The organism is Salinivibrio proteolyticus (genome assembly GCF_027286365.1).
Classification (GTDB): Bacteria; Pseudomonadota; Gammaproteobacteria; order Enterobacterales; family Vibrionaceae; genus Salinivibrio; species Salinivibrio proteolyticus.
The window spans coordinates 427,751-444,705 of sequence record NZ_CP114585.1 but is presented as its reverse complement, the minus strand read 5'-3'; the positions used below and the strand labels follow the sequence as shown (position 1 = coordinate 444,705).

Genomic DNA, 16,955 nt, shown 5'->3' with positions numbered 1-16,955 from the left:
CCGCGTCTCCCTAATACGTTCAGTATTGATTGCACTAGCATAATCGATGTTGTCGAGCGCGCCAATTGATCATCCTTGAGGTTTTCTATAGGGTTTAGGCAAACACCGTCCATTTTGGGTTTACTCATGATTAAAACCGCATTGGTTGGCTTCGGCTTTTCTGCCAACACATTCCATCTTCCTTTTCTTAACGCGATGTCGCAGTTTGATATTACGGCCGTTGTCTCCAGTAAGCCCGAGAACGTCAGGCTACATTTACCCCAAGCGACATGCTACGCAGATCTCAATACGCTGCTTGAGCATGAAAGTCCTGATTTGGTCGTCATTACCACACCCAATCATCTGCATTATGAGCACGCACGCCAATCACTCGAAGCCGGTTGCCATGTTCTGGTGGAAAAGCCATTTGTCACGCGCAGTGAAGACGGCCTTGCCCTGGCAAAATTGGCGGATGAAAAAGGCCTAACCCTCTGTCCTTACCATAATCGCCGTTGGGATGGCGACTTTCTGACTCTCCAATCACTGATAGAAAACGATGAGCTTGGTGATATTAAAGTCATGCATTCAAGCATTAACCGCTATCGCCCAGAAGTAAGGCAACGTTGGCGAGAACTGCCTGGCGAAGGGGCTGGTATTCTTTTCGATTTAGGTTCGCACCTGATTGATCAAGCACTAACCCTGCTTGGAGACCCAAACGCTATTTCGGCACAATGTCGCGCTTTGCGCCCGGGCTGCCAAACAACTGACTATTTTCAGCTCACGTTGCATTACCCAGATAGCGAAGTGATATTGAACTCTAGCCCATATCGGTCAGGTACCACAGAGCGCTTTACGGTACACGGCGAAAAGGCAACTTTCTCTTGCGACGGGTTAGATATTCAAGAAGACCAACTGCGTGCAGCCATGTCCATATTGGACAAAAACTTTGGTACTCAGTCGCATCAAGCAACACTAGAGAAAGGTGACAGCGTCACTAAAATGACTTGTCCATTACATACTGGCCAATACCAGCAACTTTTTACTTTACTGGCAGAGTCGATCACACATCAACGCCCTTCCCCGGTGAGCGCCGAATCAGCGACTAAGGTAATTTACGCGATTGAACTTGCTCAACGTGCATCGGAAACCGGCAGTCGCCAGACATGGCAATACTCGCTATAAAGGATATCTCCACTAACAATCGCCCCAAGAGTTATAACCGCTTGGGGCACCGCACTTTCTGCCCACCACATCTAAACACCGCATGGTGTGATACCTGTTGTCTTGGCTACTGAGATATCTTTGACCACCAGATAGTATGTTGAATTTGTGATTAACACATAAAGTTATAGTGCATTAAGTGAGTAAAATAAAGCCCGAACTCATATCGGGCTGGACGGCATCAAAAGAACCATTGGTAACCAATCATCATTAACAGTACCCAAAAAACCGATAATCGCCATTTAATGAGTGCGACTAAGCCAACGACTATCGGGATTAAATCAGCCCACTGGCTATACGCCGATACCCATACGGGTTGATAAAGCGCTGCCGCTAAGAGGCCGACAACACTGGCATTAATCATGATAATGGCCCCCGCCAATCTAGGCGGCGATTTAACGGCCTCCCACACGGGCAATACACCAAACATCAATAACGCGCCGGGTAAAAAGATTGCGACTGTGGCGATAATACTGCCCCATATTGGCGATAGTCCTTCAACCGTCGCGCCAAGGTAGCTGGCCATGGTAAACATCGGACCTGGCACTAATTGTGCGGCGGCGTAGCCTTCAATCAATGCAGAGTCTGTGACAACGTCACCCACAATGGGCTCTAACAACGGCAGCACCACATGACCGCCGCCAAATACAAAACTTCCCGCTTGGTAGAACAGGTTGAATACTTGTACCGGCAGGACACTATTGAAAAGCCAAGGAACCGTGAGTAAAAACCCAAACAGGCTGAGAATGATCCCGCTGCGCCGTTGCGCGTGCTCCATCGATATCGAAGCCGCCTGAACACTGGTTTGTTTAAAACCAATAGCACCGATCATGCCAGCGAGTAAGATGGGGAGTACTTGGTAAACAACGCCAGACGGCGACACTAGTAGCCATACTGTGGTGACAATTGCAATCACCGCTGTAGTGAACGAATGGATGAATTTTCGCCCCATCGATATTGTCGCGTCAATCACCACAACCACAGCCAATAACTTAGCCGCACTAATCAGTGTGCTTATCCAACCCGCCGTATCATTGCTGCTAAACATCGCTGCTGCGGTTAATAACGCGAAAGAAGGCAACGTAAACGCGACAAATGCCCCCAATGCCCCCAAATAACCAGCGCGCTGATAGCCGATATACATGCCAAGCTGACTACTACCTGGTCCCGGCAAAAACTGGCTGATCGCTAAACCTGACGCAAACGTCTCTGCACTCAGCCACTGCTTCTCTTTCACAAAAACACGCTCGAAATAACCGATATGCGCCGCAGGGCCACCAAATGACATACAGCCCAAGATAAAAAACTGCTTGAGTAATTCGATCATGTCCACCTCCAGCCTGAATTCTATCCATGTTAGCCCATGAATATAAACAGATATCATCGATTCATTAAATGAATGGAGTTAATACATACTTGATAGTGACTCCAACTAACTCCCTATCTGTAATTAAATTACAATAGTTGTAGTGAGCGCTTACAATTCACACTACCCATTGTTTATACTGGCAAACAATAAACTCAAATTATTGATAAATATTTATTTTGTTTTGTTGTAGATAACAGGAAGGCGATAGGTGAATCCGTTATTGGTCATATAAATATTGAAGCGATAAACGATTTTGGCAGTTGGTGGGTTGTCACGTTTTGAGAGCATTTTATGAAATAAGTGTAATAGCCACTTTGAGTATCTTAACTATCACGTGACGGCGTCACTAAATGATGCCCTGCTCTCCCGAGCTGGATTGAACTGTGGTACGCTTCTGGCTATCAACTTTCAGGGAAGCGTAAGTAATGCTTGATCACCTCCAACAAATTGTTGTTTTGGCTACCGTGGCTCAAGAACAACACTTCACCCGCGCAGCAGAACGGTTAGGGATTTCAAAGTCTCAAGTCAGCAAGCAAGTGCGTTATTTGGAAGACAGGTTGGGGGTGCAATTGGTGCAGCGGAATACGCGCTCTGTGTCGCTAACGGAAATCGGCGCACAATACGCCGACTATGGTGCGCAACTTATGGCAACGCTAGACGAAGCGGAAGCCATGGTGGCAGGTTATCGTGACGAAGTAACAGGTAAATTGCGTATCGGTGTCGCACAGTCATTTGGTAACACGCTGATCACTCGCAGTTTTGCCACATTTCGGCAAAAGTACCCTGCGCTCGATCTCGATATTACACTCTTTGATCATCGCCCTAATCTGGTTGAAGAAGGCTATGATTGCTGGGTCGCGATCCATGAACAACCGCCAGAGGGAATGGTGGCTCGCAAGCTCGCAGATTGCCAATTTAAACTGGTTGCCTCGCCGGACTATTTAGCTCGGCAAGGAACACCAAGTCAATTAAGTGATTTGAGGCATCATGATTGTATCACCTATCAAAGTCGCGAACGCAGCTATGATAAATGGCCATTCAATAAAGCAGGCAATGAGCAAGTCGTTCGCGTATCGGGCCGCTACAACATCAATAATGCCCCTGCCGTGCTTGAAGCTGTAAAAGCGGGGATGGGGATTGCCTATTTAGCGACCTACCTCCTCGATGATGAACTTCAAAAAGGTGAGCTGGTTGAGATCTTACCAGACTGGCATCCCTGCCTCGCGCTCCCGATTTATATCGTCTATCCTCGCCGCAAACATTTAGCCCCTAAAGTGCGCGAGTTTATCGACTTTATGCTCGAAGAAGTGGGCGATCCGCCCGTGTGGGATCGCCTTCACGCTAGCAATAAGTGACATTGTCACTCTTAATTTATCGATATCGTCGCTTGATCGCTGGCGGCACGTTGCGCATTGATCACCGGGTTCGCGTACATCTGACGAATATAATCGCGTGCTGCCTCGGGTGCTTGCGCCAACTTTTGTTCAAACAGCGCGCGCTCTTCGGCGGTAACACTGTCATGCGCTTCCCCCGCAGCGATATAGTTAGCAGGGTAAAGTCGATACAAACAGTGAATTTGGCGATCGATATCTGACGCTAGCGTCTCTGGTGTTGCTTGTGACACCGTCACGGGCGCACCGAAGGCGACATGAACTTGACGCTTCTGCCCCACAATGCCTTTTACAATGGTTTGAATATCTTCAAATTCACTCTTTTCATAAGCGCCCAAACGATTGACGGCATCTAGCTCAGTCGCTTTGTCTAAGTCGCAAGGATCATTTTGATATGAGATGGCCACCGGCACGATATTTAGGGCCTGCATGTACTCATCAAAGGATTGCTTGTTTTTGCGCCCTTCCATGTAGAACATCTTGAGGATGGCAGGATCGGTCATGTCTAATCCTGTTTTTGCACGCCCTTCACGCTGAGCAATCCAGATAGACTGGCCTTCATCTAATGAATGGCGTATGTACGCCGACAGCTGAGAGAGCGATTTCATCATTTCACGCGGCGCTCTTGCGGAGCGTTTGACGATAAAGCTCTTATTTAACTTCATCAGCTCGGTCGCACAGGGTTTTCGCAATAGATTATCACCAATCGCGATACGTACTGTATCTAAGCCTTGCTGATGCAAACACCAATTGACCAGCGCGGGATCCATCGCAATATCACGATGGTTAGAGACAAAGAGATACGCTTTATCCGGCGAAAGATGCTCGACCCCCGAAACAGTGACGTTGTCACATGATGTTTTGATCATCTTGCGCATGTAACTCGCGACATGCAGCTGTACGTCTTGTACAGTTTTAATGTTGCGCCACTTTTGGGTGAGGTAAAGTTTAAGTGCGGGCTTAAGTAACCACCCTAGCGGGCCCGAAGCATGAGGATAACGATAGGATAAGATCGCATTGATAAATTCATCGTCTTGGATCAAGCGATGAATCGCTGCAGGTACCTCATCATCATGATAAGGGCGGATGTCTTGGTAAGGATCGTTAACTGTTTGCACGTTTTTCCGTTTCATTTGATAAAAACCGCGCCATTCTACGCGGTCAAACAAGGATTCAAAGTTAATCCAGCGACATTTTATAGAGGTTGGAGGTCAGACCTATGCTGTACTCATGAGTTCCCTCAATCATATTGGGGCTTGACCTCTTGTTTAAAAGTGCTCAACATTGCCGGCTTATAAAAATGAGAGCCAGACATGAAGTACACCAGCGAATACACCGCCTATCACCAAGATCGCCTCGTGCTTACCCCGCGAAAGCGTCGCCATACCGCCACTTTCTTATACGTAGAAATCGGTTTAGTTCTCGTTCGTCTCGGTAAACACGATATTCCCGTGTACGCTGGCCAAGGCTTTTGGCTCCCGTTTGATTGTCTATACGCACTGATGATCACGCCACACACCAGCCTGCATCAGCTAACGGTATCGCCTAGAGTGACGATGTCACTTCCTCAGTCTGCGGGCCACGTGATACCTAGCACATTATTACATGCCGGACTCACAGCACTTGAGCCGTTATCCGGTGCGAACCAAAACACACCGGCAACGCGTCGCCTGCATAGGGTACTGCTCGATCTGCTAGTGACGCTATCACCCGCAATCGCAAACGACGCTAGCTATCAATGTGTAGCGGCCTGTGTTGATCAAGCGAATGCTGGACGGTCTCTCGAAGGTGACAACGCGCATTTTACCTTCCAGGCCTGCACTCAGCTTACCTATTCAGCGTTGTGCGAGTACCTCACCGTCCGCCATCTGAGGGCGCAGCTTAAATCCGGCAACAAGCTGGAAGCTGCAGCAACGTCGCTCGGGCTATCTTACGATGCCGCCCTTGCGCTATCCGACGAATATCACGCTGTACTCGCTTAATCAGAGAGCGAGAATGCTGTATCGCTGAGTTGCTTGGCAACACTGGGGGTCGTCAAGTCGTCGACTGACAGCCCTTTTGCCAGCCGATCGCGGATATACGTACTGCGTACATTGACGGATTCTGGCATTCCTAGCACGGACCAACGCGCCAGGATTTGCTCACTGTGCGCAAATTGGCCGAATTTTAATAAGTTATCTGGCCCGACGACGAAAGTCAGATCGGCGTGGCAATAGTGTGCCTGCAGCGCGGTCAGCAACATATAAGTTGTGACAGCGTCACCGTTTTTACCCAGCTCTGCTTCAAGGCGACAGCAGGTGGCCTGCGGCATGTTCAAATCGTGAATAAAGGCATCAACCCATTGGCAACGCTGTTCAAACGAGGCCATCGATTTTCCCCACGCATGCTTATAACTTGGTACCAGCAGTACACGATCAAAATGCGTCAACTGTTCGATAACAGAAGCATGCCCGCATGTGGGCGGATTAAACGCGCTGCCAAAAATGGCAATTTTTTCAGTCATATCATTCCTCTTTGCCACGAAGTTTACATGTATCTGCCTGATTGCGCGACCATCGGCGAAGCGGATCGACGTTATTGGCCATCTCATAACCAGTGATAACGGTTAATCTTGGCGTAGCTATACCCAAGCTTTACGAGATCATGCACAATAAACCCAATAAGAATCATCACGTCGGTCGCATGCAAGCGAAATCAAGAGGAACACAACATGGAACAACACATCCGCGAAGAAATGCGCGTTCAACCTTCTATCGATCCACAAGCAGAAATTACACGCCGCATTCACTTCATTAAGACCATGCTCACCCGCTCGGGAACACGCAGCCTGGTATTAGGTATTAGCGGGGGCGTTGATTCTTCAACTTGTGGTCGATTAGCCCAGCTAGCCGTTGAGCAATTGAACGAAGAGATCGGCGGCAATCACTATCAATTTATCGCGGTGCGTTTGCCCTATGGTGTGCAAAAAGATGAAGACGAAGCGCAATTGGCATTATCTTTTATCAAGCCAAGCAAGACGGTCACGGTCAATGTCAAACCCGGTGTTGATGGCACGCACAGTGCGGTATTAGATGCCGTCGCGGCGGTAGATCTGTTACCCGATAACGAAGGCACCCTTGATTTCGTCAAAGGTAACGTCAAAGCACGCGCTCGCATGGTCGCTCAATACGAGATTGCTGGACTAACTCAGGGATTAGTGATTGGGACCGATCATTCTGCGGAAAACATTACTGGTTTCTATACCAAGTACGGTGATGGTGCCTGCGACCTTGCTCCTCTATTTGGATTAAGCAAGCGACAAGTGCGCCAATTGGCTGCGGCACTGGGTGCGCCAGAGGTATTGGTCAATAAAATCCCGACCGCGGATTTGGAGGAGTTGTCACCGCAAAAAGCTGATGAAGACGCGCTTCAGCTGACCTATGAGCAAATTGATAACTTCTTAGAAGGCAAGCCCGTCGATGATGCGGTTAAAGAGAAGATCATTCAGGTCTATCAAGCCACCCAGCACAAACGTCAACCTATTCCGACTGTCTACGATATCGAAGCATGAAGTTGGTGATCGGGATGCCGGTCGGCTTGCTGGCCGGCATCAATTAGCTCATCCAACTCCGTCCATAAATTATCACATAGACCAGGTCGGTATACGGCCAGCCGAAAGCCGCCATGCTCTCGTTGGTATTGCTGAAAACGCGGTGGACTGTGTTCACTGCTTGCGATCACATTGGCAAGACGGTCACAGGTTTTAACAATCAGGGCAAGCCATGCGGCGTCATCGCTAGGATCCAGTGCGATCAAACGCTGGTTGAGTGCCCGCTTTCTCTCATGTCGGGTCGGTTTGCGCGGATCGGTCACCAGCATAACCGCTCGCGCTATCGTTGGTCCAAAGCGTTCGGCGATCTCTTCGACACGCGTGGCGGTGTCTTCAAGAATATCATGCAACTGAGCGACAATACGTGCGTCTTCACCATATGGTGCAGCAATACGCTCTACATGATCGAGATGGCAGCGATAAGGCTGCGCACCATATCGTTGCAGCGCATGCCTGACTCTTGCCCACTCTCTTGCTTGTTCGACCGCGTGACTCATCTCCGACTCCCTTGACCTCTCTACTATTAAATAAATCAGGGATCCGGTGAATTGTAAATAAAAAAGCAGCATATTCTGCTGCTTTTTCTTACTCTTCAGACGCTGAAGCCGCCGCTGCTTGTGCTCTGATCTCTGCCGCGACTTTCATGATGGCTTCACCACTACTCATGCCCTGTGCCATCAAAGCGTGAATACGCTCTGCAGCCTGTTGCTGCTCATCATGCGTCAATGTAATACCGTCGAACATAAATACGCTCATCTATTAGAAAGGCAGGCTATTTTAGGGCCTGCCTTTTGCGTTGTCATCGACTTTTCGTCACCGCGAGCTTAGAAAGTAAATGCGAGTTGGGCTGAGCCCCCATAGCTGTTGCTATCAATGATACTCGCCGCGATATCCACGTTGACCACCCCAAAGGGTGACAAGCCTAGACCCAGAGTAAATGCGTCTTCAACGTTATCTTTCATATCCGCGCGATAACCAGTGCGTAATTGGGCATGGCCAAAGGCATCAAATTCAGCCCCGATCCGGAAAAACTGGGTATCATCGTCAATATTCAGCGTGCCTTTAAACCCTTTGCTCTTGTTTAAGTCGATATCGCCGGCAATGGTGACAAAGTCGGAGACAAACGCCGAGCCAAGCGTAAACTGTGGCCCTACCTCATAGGTAAAGCTGTGACCCGTTGTACTACTTGTCACTGTGTCCACATCGTTACTGATCAGGTTTTTACCGGCCAAGCCGACGCGATAAGGACCAGTCTGCCACACTGCCCCAACATCAATGTTAAAGCCGTTATCTTCTTCACGGTAACGGCTATCATCCCAGTCATCGGTGTCATAAGAATCAACCGAGACGCCATAGTTGTAGGTTGTGATGCGTTGCAATTTTGGGGAGACACCCACCGCGATACGTTGACCGGCAATTTCCACGTTTGATGCAAGCGCAACACCCAGCTCACCCACCCCCACGGCAACGATGGTCGCGGTCGAACTGGGGTTAATCGACGGTGTGGTAATATCGCTGTCTTTAATATCCGGTAAGACTGCACCTTCGATGATTCCTGAGGTAAAGAGTGTCGCAGAGATAGAACCAGTTGGGATCCCCACAGCTGCACCGACCCCCGCATCCAAGTGCGCCTGATCGCCCTGCGCATTTCGCATTGCTTGCTGCGCAGCCGTTAGGTCGTTGTTATCGTAAGCATCAGAGATATCGTCTAAATTATCCAAGAGCTCATCTGGGTCACGCACTTCTGCGCCCAAATAAGGGAAAACCACCCCAAATGCGCTGTCAGGGTCAAGTGCCGCCAAGGCAGGGTTGTGAAATCCCGCAGATAAGTAGTCGCCAGCCGCAACTGCAGCGCCACCCATCGCATTTGTTCGCGCATCGGTAGGATTGGTCGCTGCCACTGCAGACCCTGAGCATGCTGCAAGTGCAAGCACAAGTAGGTGTTTTTTATCGTGCATTAGGTTGCCTCGCTTTCCTCTTCGTTTTATCTAAAGAGCGTAGCGGCTTGGCGATCAGCGCGATCAAGTAAGGTCAAAAGATGTGAACAATGTCAGGTTTAAGCCGTGTAACACCTTGGTCAGTCGGGCTTTATTGCGCGAAGCGCATCCGGATCCAAATCCGGTAAATCAATCGCCCGACCAATTCGCTGTACTTCCTCAACAGACAACGCACCTTGCCAGCGTCTTTCAATCAGCGCCACACTAAACCAATACTGGCCGTTCGGTACATCCAGCACTGGCAACGTCGTGGGCAGGCGTTTGTGCTTTTCGACCGACCATATCGGTGCACCATCTGGCTGATTGTGGGGATAGAGGTTGAGCGTGAGAAACGGGCGCTGACAGGTGGAGTCTAAGCTGTCAGGCGGGGCTATCCGCCAACTTCGCGTGTCTTTCCAACTGATTTTTTGTAAAGGTTGAGGCTGAGTCATCAATAACCAGCTGGTCCATGTTTCTCCTTCCACTGACGTCACCTCAAGCTGATAGAGCCCTTCTTTCATTGGTTCGGAAAGGCCATCTTGCTCTAGCAACCACTGGTGTTGGTTTTGACCACTCAAACGCTGCGAAATAATGGTTTCATCAGGCCAATGTTTAAGCGAAAAACGGGCGATACCGGGCTGAGATTCCCCACGAACTTGCAAGCGATAATAGACACGGCTGGTCGTCTGCACCGTTTCACGGCGCAGGGATAAATTGCTCAGCCAATCTGGCATCGTCTGCTGACTCAAGCTCCGCCCGCAATCTTCGGTTATCGCCAACGCAAGCAGCTGCGCCAAGTGTTGCTGACGCGAAGCGGATAGATTTGGCTGCTGCCAGGCTTCAATCATGGCATCCATACTGCCTGCTGTGTTCCCTTCCAGCAGGCGTTGATGGGCGCTGGTCAAGGCATCATTGCCATCAAACCAAGCCGCTTGGGTACCACCTGCTATCAAGGCAGCAGCGAATAAACCGTGCGTGAGCCGTAAACGCATTATGCTTTCATGCGATAGCCAACGCCACGCAATGTCTCAATATTGACTGAGGGCAGCTTTTGGCGAAGTTGCAAAATGTGCGTGTCGACCGTGCGCGTGGTCGGGTAATGGTTGTAGCCCCAAACCTGATCCAGTAGCTCATCCCGTGTGAACACTCGTCCCGCATTTTTAGCTAGAAAGTGGAGCAAATCAAACTCAGTTCGTGTCAGTACCACTTCTTGTTCGCCACACATTACTGCGCGACTTGCAGTATCAATGCGCACATCGTTGACAACAATTTCATCACTGGATGCATCGACTTCACCAACAGGGTTGCGCAGGTGAACACGAATACGTGCCAGCAATTCTGCTTCAGCAAAAGGTTTGGTGATGTAGTCAGTGGCGCCAGAGTCAAGGCCGCCGACACGGTCACGCACGGAGACCATCGCGGTCAGCAAAATCACAGGCACCGTTTTGAGCTTGTTCCAGTCAGGCAACCAATCAATTGAGTCGCCTTCGGGTAACTGGCGATCGAGGATCACCAAGTCTGCATCACGCCATAGCTCTGCCACTTTTGTCGCGCTATCGGCGTATAAACAGCGGTAACCGGCCTGCTCTAAACTGGCAAGTAGGCCATCAGCCAAGTTGGCATCATCTTCAACCAGAAGTAACGTCGCTTGCGTCACAATGAATCTCCAAAGTAAATGTAGTGGGCGGGCCCGATAAGCTTAGCTTACCCCCCATCCGCTCAATCATAGATTCCACGATAGTTAGTCCGAGGCCTAAGCCACTTTGACTAACAAAGGGTTTACGAATATGTTTCCAGTCCTTGGCAGTCAGGTCGCCCTGATCCTGAATCGCGATCGTAAAACGATCTGACAATACCTGTGCGCGCACTTCAACCGGTGCCACACCGTATTTGACCGCATTAGCGATCAAATTGTTCAATGAGGTTGCTAGCCAATACACATTGGCACTGACGGCGCCATCTTGCGAGACATACATAGTGACATTGTGCTCGTCACAGATGTAACCCAACCATTCTTTTAGTGAAGGGATCGTCTCTTTATTCAACGGTTTTTGGTTCGATTGTAAATAGTCTTTGCTCGCTTCCGCTAACTGCTTTAAGCGACGTGCATCCTCACACAAGCGCCGAAACTCGTCATAAAATGACTCAGGCAAGGTATCAAACTTGCGCCTAAACCCTTCTACAGTCATTGAGAGGCTGGCAATCGGCGTACGCAGTTCGTGGGTGAGGATCTGTAGCACCAGCATCCGCTCTTGCATCAACCGGCGCTGAACCGTCCAACGGTTAAATGCCCAACCTCCGAGCGCCGCAAGGTTGATAACAATCAAGGCACCGACTAAATAGGGCCAATACGTCGGCGCTTTTTCTTCATTCCAACAAATGTTTCCCACGCGCGCCAAACAAAAATCTTGCTCGCCCATCGCGGACAAACGCAAATCAAACTCTGCTAATAATGGCTGCCATTGTGTCGAAGGGTACAAGTGATAATAGCTACCGACACGAACCCACATTTCATCACTACTGAGTAACGATTTCGCACCACTATTCAGCGCTTCAACAGCAGCAGTATCCATACGCTGTAACCGCCCCAACAAAGTATCCGGCTGTGCCGTTGGCCGTTCTTGAATATGAAAAAAACGGGTCAGCTCACTGCGCCGAGACGGAAATTGTTCGACATATTTCGCCGCATAACTGCCTCCTCCAGGATGGATAAACCCTGAACGGGAAAACCAAGCAACCGGCAACTGGGTATGATTACACATGGCTCGCGTGAACACTAAAGGCTCAGTCACTTTGGGGTGTACAGGCCACGGCCCTTGGCACTTTTGTGCGGCTTGGTACAAGCGACGAATATCCTTAAGCGGGTAATTAGCGGTTTGCGGCAATAAACTGTCGGGACTGAGTAAGACCTTGGGGAAGGCGCGGTTAATGCCAATGAGGTTATATCGCGCCACCGGATCGGCAAGCAATAGCTGTGCTCTGAACGCTGTCATTTGTTCAGAGAAAGAGCTTGCAGCACTCGTTGGCAGCGCCATAAGCGCCAGAGTCATTAACAGCAGGATTCGCATAGTTGCAAGCTTATCACCCAACGTAAATAAAATGTCAGTGCAATGTAAGTTCGGCCTATTACACACGATGAAAGCAATCGGTAACGATGACACCGCAAGCCAACGTGACCCCTCTCGCCAAAAAAAAGAGCCAGCCTTCGCTGACTCTTTATACCTATATTGATGCTTTTTGCCAATCAAAGCGCTTTAAATATTGCCTCAACGCTTTGTTTCGCATCACCAAACAACATCGCACTGTTCTCTTTAAAGAACAGCGGGTTTTGCACCCCAGCATAGCCGGTATTCATAGAACGCTTAAATACCACCACGTTGCGTGCATTCCACACTTCAAGCACTGGCATACCTGCAATCGGGCTTGACGGGTCTTCGGTCGCGGCAGGGTTAACCGTATCGTTCGCGCCAATCACCAAGACAGTGTCCGTTTCCGGGAAATCATCGTTGATTTCATCCATTTCCAACACGATGTCATAAGGGACTTTCGCTTCGGCTAACAATACGTTCATGTGGCCAGGCAAACGGCCCGCGACAGGGTGAATACCAAAACGTACGTCAATACCCATCCCGCGAAGCTTCTCGGTCACTTCATAGACGGGATACTGCGCCTGAGCAACCGCCATGCCGTAGCCTGGAGTGATAATGACGCTTTTTGAGTCTTTCAGCATCTCAGCAACATCTTCGGCGGTCACTTCGCGGTACTCGCCCATATCTTCGTCACCGGATGACGCCGTGCCATCAGAGCCAAACCCACCCGCAATCACACTGATAAACGAACGGTTCATGGCTTTACACATGATATACGACAGAATCGCACCCGACGAACCTACCAGCGCACCCGTCACGATCAGCAGATCGTTTGCCAGCATAAAGCCTGCGGCAGCAGCCGCCCAGCCTGAGTAGGAGTTAAGCATCGACACCACAACCGGCATGTCTGCACCACCAATCGAGGCCACAAGGTGATAACCGAACGCTAACGCAATCACGGTCACAATCAACAGTGCTGCCGTTGACCCTCCCGCATTCACAAAGCTAATCAGCAACAAGAAGGAGACGACAACCGCGGCTAGATTCAACTTGTGACGGTGTGGCAACATCAATGCTTTGGAAGAAATCACACCACGCAGTTTACCAAAAGCGACAATGGAACCGGTGAAGGTAATCGCGCCGATAAATACACCGAGGAAAATCTCAACCAAGTGGATATTAAGCATCGCACCGGTCAATGGTGGATGATCAATATAGGTATTAAAGCCCACTAATACCGCAGCCAGACCCACAAAACTATGTAGCATAGCCACCAGCTCAGGCATTTCGGTCATTTCAACACGCTTGGCATAATAAATACCAATCACACCACCAATGACCATAGCAAGAATAATCCAGCCAACGCCCTGTACTTCAGGCCCCCAAATCGTCGCGACTAACGCGATCGCCATCCCGGTAATACCGTAATAGTTGCCGGCCCGCGCTGATTCTTGCTTGGACAGCCCAGCCAAACTCAGAATAAAACACAACGCCGATACAATGTACGCAGCTTGTACCAATCCTTCAGACATTGTTTCTCCTTATCCTTTACGGAACATTTCAAGCATGCGCTTTGTAACAGTAAAGCCGCCAAATATATTGATACTCGCGATCAACACGGCTATGAATGCGAGGAAGGTGACAAACCCAATGCCTTGTCCGACTTGCAGTAATGCGCCCACAATAATAATCCCGGAAATCGCATTGGTCACCGACATCAATGGTGTATGCAGTGCGTGAGTGACATTCCAGACCACGTAGTAGCCGACCACACAGGCCAAAACAAACACAGTGAAGTGGGAAAGAAACTCGCTCGGCGCATAGTTCGCAATCCAACCAAATGCCCCAGCGGCCGCGGCCATTAAACCATATTTGGTTGCACGAGAGGTTTTCTTAGGCTCGGCTTTTGGCGTCGGCTCGGCTTTGGGTGCTGCTTTAGGTTGCGCCGAGACCTGAATCGGTGGCGCAGGCCATGTAACTTCACCTTCTTTGATGACGGTCACGCCACGGATCACCACATCCTCAAAGTCAATGGCGATATTGCCATCTTTCTCTTTGCAAAGAAGTTTAGTGAGGTTAACCAAGTTGGTGGCATACAGTTGTGATGACTGCGTCGGTAAGCGGCCTACCATATCGGTGTAGCCAATCACTTTCACCCCGTTGGGTGTTGTGATCACTTTATCCTTTTCCGTGTATTCGCAGTTGCCGCCGTTTGCAGCGGCCAAATCAACAATCACGCTACCCGGTTTCATACTGTCGACCATCTCTTTGGTCACCAGTTTCGGGGCAGGTTTGCCGGGGATGAGCGCGGTCGTGATAATAATATCGACATCTTGCGCTTGTTCAGCGTAGAGTTTTTCGGCAGCTTTATTAAACTCATCAGACATTTCTTTGGCATAACCGTCGCCACTGTCTGCATTGTCTTGTTTAAAGTCAGCCTCTAAAAACTCGGCGCCCATACTTTCGACTTGTTCTTTCACTTCAGGGCGTACATCAAACGCACGGACAATCGCCCCCAAGCTACCTGCGGCACCAATGGCGGCAAGCCCGGCCACGCCAGCGCCCGCAACAAAGACTTTCGCGGGTGGCACTTTACCTGCTGCAGTGATTTGTCCGGTGAAGAAACGGCCAAACTCATGCGCAGCTTCGACCACCGCGCGATAACCGGCAATGTTGGCCATCGAACTTAGCGCATCCAGCGATTGTGCACGAGAGATCCTTGGCACCGCATCCATCGCCATCACATTGATTTTGCGAGCCGCCAAACGCGTCAACAAGTCTTCATTTTGCGCTGGCCAAATAAAGCTGACTAGCGTCGCTCCTTCTTTAATGAGCGCAATTTCGTCTTGACCGGTTTCTTCAACCACACCCGGTGCATTCACTTTAAAAATGACATCCGATTGCCAAACGGCTTCGGTATCGACAATACTCGCCCCGGCTTGCTCAAAGGCAGTATCTTCAAAACTCGCTAGCTCCCCAGCGCCTTTTTCAACTGCTACTTCAAAGCCGAGTTTTATCAACTGCTCCACCGACTTTGGTGTCGCAGCAACTCTCGTTTCATTAACGAGCCTTTCTTTTGGAACACCAATCTGCATAGCTATTCCCTGACTATTGGCTTATGAGAAATTTTTTGTAACGAACCACAGGTCAAATATCAAGCACCTGTAGGCATAATACTGACAAAAAAAGGCATACCTTGATAAAACCCATAAAGACTGCGAAAAATCGATAAAAAATAACGCCGCAAGCACCACATAAGGCACGTGCGACGTGGGTGCAGTCTGTTGTCAGCGTCCGATGCTTAGCAACGCAACATCACTAACTTAACGAGTTTGAGCGACAATCACCACAGGGCAAGAATCGCAATTCTGGTGTAAATGTGATCAGTACTACATTTTATCTTTTTTTGTTTCGAATATTTATGCATTAGTTTTGGTATGACGCAGAAGCCCATGCCAGTAGTAAGGTCAAAATAGGCGATCGCCATTCTGGTCAATCATCATTTTGGCTTTGACTAGCATCAAACTGTTGGCATCTTCCTGATTCCCCAATAAATCTGAGCGAATAAACTGATGCGTGAGCGTTTCTTGTCCCTGCTGCTTGCAAATTCGCCCACACACTCGGTACTGCCCGTTTTCTGGCGTTGCTTCGGGATAAATTAGATAGCCTTTGTACTCAGTCGGGGGCACTGTTGGGGCTGATGCCTTGCAAGAGGCATCGTTTCGTGAGAATAACTTAGAAAACCATCCCATTGTGTTTGTCGCTCCATTAAAATACGTTTAGCGTCAATAGCTAACCTGCCATGATCCAAGCCAAAGTACTAGTCGCACACCAGTTTCTTTACGTTAACCGTCGCGATAGAACAAAAAAAACGCCATATCGTTATGATATGGCGCTTTATTTTTATCAGGTCATCTTATCGGTTTATGCCAATGTCACGTTGCAAATGTGCGGGTAAACGGCTTGCATCATAAGCATGTGCATTGGTGTTGCTGGTGAACAACACATCCATGGCATGAGCGATCAGTCCTTTGATTGTCACCGCGTAAGATCGACGTGTGCGTGGCATGTTTGCCGTAACAGTTGTCATACGATCCTCGCTTTGTTTTCTGAATCACTCGCGGCGCATTATAGAAACAGTGACTTAGATTCTACACTGATGATAATTCAACCTAGCCATTAGTTTTATTTATCCGAAACACGGCTATCCACCGCAATGATTTTTGTTAATTTTCGGTTAAATAAAGAGCTAAGATAAATAATGGGGGATACGGCAGATTTTAAACAACGTCGATTGCTGAAGCTGCCTTCTGAGACATGCTATATCAGGCTTTTTTGCGT

The 16,955-nt window shown here is 49.2% G+C and carries 17 protein-coding genes; 4 read left to right on the top strand and 13 right to left on the bottom strand.

Annotated elements, in window-relative coordinates; genetic code table 11:
* The first annotated feature begins 126 nt into the window (after nucleotides 1-126).
* Entirely contained in the window at nucleotides 127-1,161 is a 1,035-nt protein-coding gene (locus tag N7E60_RS15930) for a Gfo/Idh/MocA family oxidoreductase (RefSeq protein WP_269598640.1), read from the top strand.
* A 220-nt stretch (nucleotides 1,162-1,381) separates the two neighbouring features.
* On the opposite strand, the gene chrA is transcribed toward N7E60_RS15930, so the two are convergent.
* On the bottom strand, nucleotides 1,382-2,527 hold the full coding sequence (gene chrA, locus N7E60_RS15925; protein WP_269598639.1) for a chromate efflux transporter: 1,146 nt from the start codon (nucleotides 2,525-2,527) through the stop codon (nucleotides 1,382-1,384).
* A 467-nt stretch (nucleotides 2,528-2,994) separates the two neighbouring features.
* Here chrA and N7E60_RS15920 point away from each other — a divergent pair, with 467 nt between their 5' ends.
* Entirely contained in the window at nucleotides 2,995-3,924 is a 930-nt protein-coding gene (locus tag N7E60_RS15920; RefSeq protein WP_077457754.1) for a LysR family transcriptional regulator, read from the top strand.
* Between the two features lie 11 nt (nucleotides 3,925-3,935).
* Here the strand turns inward: N7E60_RS15920 and N7E60_RS15915 are convergent, their stop codons facing one another.
* Nucleotides 3,936-5,078 carry a 1-acyl-sn-glycerol-3-phosphate acyltransferase gene (locus tag N7E60_RS15915; RefSeq protein ID WP_077457772.1) on the bottom strand — a complete coding sequence of 381 codons (1,143 nt, stop codon included), beginning with the start codon at nucleotides 5,076-5,078 and terminating at the stop codon, nucleotides 3,936-3,938.
* Between the two features lie 195 nt (nucleotides 5,079-5,273).
* Between N7E60_RS15915 and N7E60_RS15910 the strand changes: the two genes are divergently transcribed.
* Entirely contained in the window at nucleotides 5,274-5,942 is a 669-nt protein-coding gene (locus tag N7E60_RS15910) for a hypothetical protein (RefSeq protein WP_269598638.1), read from the top strand.
* On the opposite strand, the gene N7E60_RS15905 is transcribed toward N7E60_RS15910, so the two are convergent.
* Nucleotides 5,939-6,463, bottom strand: coding sequence for a nicotinate-nicotinamide nucleotide adenylyltransferase (locus N7E60_RS15905; RefSeq protein ID WP_269598637.1), 525 nt, complete (start codon nucleotides 6,461-6,463; stop codon nucleotides 5,939-5,941). The two genes, N7E60_RS15910 and N7E60_RS15905, sit on opposite strands and share 4 nt — an antisense overlap.
* A 207-nt stretch (nucleotides 6,464-6,670) precedes the next feature.
* Between N7E60_RS15905 and nadE the strand changes: the two genes are divergently transcribed.
* On the top strand, nucleotides 6,671-7,510 hold the full coding sequence (gene nadE, locus N7E60_RS15900; RefSeq protein ID WP_269598636.1) for an ammonia-dependent NAD(+) synthetase: 840 nt from the start codon (nucleotides 6,671-6,673) through the stop codon (nucleotides 7,508-7,510).
* Here the strand turns inward: nadE and N7E60_RS15895 are convergent.
* The 10 genes from N7E60_RS15895 to N7E60_RS15850 all read right to left on the bottom strand — a co-directional run bounded on the left by N7E60_RS15895 (nucleotide 7,492) and on the right by N7E60_RS15850 (nucleotide 16,704).
* Complete coding sequence (locus N7E60_RS15895) at nucleotides 7,492-8,046, bottom strand: HD domain-containing protein (RefSeq protein WP_269598635.1); 555 nt, start codon at nucleotides 8,044-8,046, stop codon at nucleotides 7,492-7,494. The genes nadE and N7E60_RS15895 overlap by 19 nt on opposite strands.
* An 88-nt stretch (nucleotides 8,047-8,134) precedes the next feature.
* Nucleotides 8,135-8,293, bottom strand: a complete 159-nt coding sequence (locus N7E60_RS15890; RefSeq protein ID WP_077457744.1) for a YoaH family protein — start codon at nucleotides 8,291-8,293, stop codon at nucleotides 8,135-8,137.
* Nucleotides 8,294-8,373: 80 nt separating this feature from the next.
* The gene (locus N7E60_RS15885) at nucleotides 8,374-9,507 is read right to left on the bottom strand and encodes a conjugal transfer protein TraF (protein ID WP_269598634.1); all 1,134 of its coding nucleotides are present in this window, start codon (nucleotides 9,505-9,507) and stop codon (nucleotides 8,374-8,376) included.
* A gap of 119 nt (nucleotides 9,508-9,626) precedes the next feature.
* The gene (locus N7E60_RS15880; RefSeq protein WP_077457740.1) at nucleotides 9,627-10,517 is read right to left on the bottom strand and encodes a DUF2861 family protein; all 891 of its coding nucleotides are present in this window, start codon (nucleotides 10,515-10,517) and stop codon (nucleotides 9,627-9,629) included.
* On the bottom strand, nucleotides 10,517-11,182 hold the full coding sequence (locus tag N7E60_RS15875; protein WP_077457738.1) for a response regulator transcription factor: 666 nt from the start codon (nucleotides 11,180-11,182) through the stop codon (nucleotides 10,517-10,519). Before N7E60_RS15875 ends, N7E60_RS15880 begins: the two co-directional genes overlap by 1 nt.
* Nucleotides 11,154-12,560, bottom strand: coding sequence for an ATP-binding protein (locus N7E60_RS15870; RefSeq protein WP_244323568.1), 1,407 nt, complete (start codon nucleotides 12,558-12,560; stop codon nucleotides 11,154-11,156). Before N7E60_RS15870 ends, N7E60_RS15875 begins: the two co-directional genes overlap by 29 nt.
* Nucleotides 12,561-12,769: 209 nt before the next feature.
* Nucleotides 12,770-14,146, bottom strand: coding sequence for a Re/Si-specific NAD(P)(+) transhydrogenase subunit beta (gene pntB, locus N7E60_RS15865; RefSeq protein ID WP_269598633.1), 1,377 nt, complete (start codon nucleotides 14,144-14,146; stop codon nucleotides 12,770-12,772).
* Nucleotides 14,147-14,155: 9 nt separating this feature from the next.
* Complete coding sequence (locus N7E60_RS15860) at nucleotides 14,156-15,709, bottom strand: Re/Si-specific NAD(P)(+) transhydrogenase subunit alpha (RefSeq protein WP_077457732.1); 1,554 nt, start codon at nucleotides 15,707-15,709, stop codon at nucleotides 14,156-14,158.
* A gap of 372 nt (nucleotides 15,710-16,081) precedes the next feature.
* Nucleotides 16,082-16,366 carry an HlyU family transcriptional regulator gene (locus tag N7E60_RS15855; RefSeq protein WP_269598632.1) on the bottom strand — a complete coding sequence of 95 codons (285 nt, stop codon included), beginning with the start codon at nucleotides 16,364-16,366 and terminating at the stop codon, nucleotides 16,082-16,084.
* A gap of 164 nt (nucleotides 16,367-16,530) precedes the next feature.
* Nucleotides 16,531-16,704, bottom strand: a complete 174-nt coding sequence (locus N7E60_RS15850) for a hypothetical protein (protein WP_167315127.1) — start codon at nucleotides 16,702-16,704, stop codon at nucleotides 16,531-16,533.
* Nucleotides 16,705-16,955 lie beyond the last annotated feature (251 nt).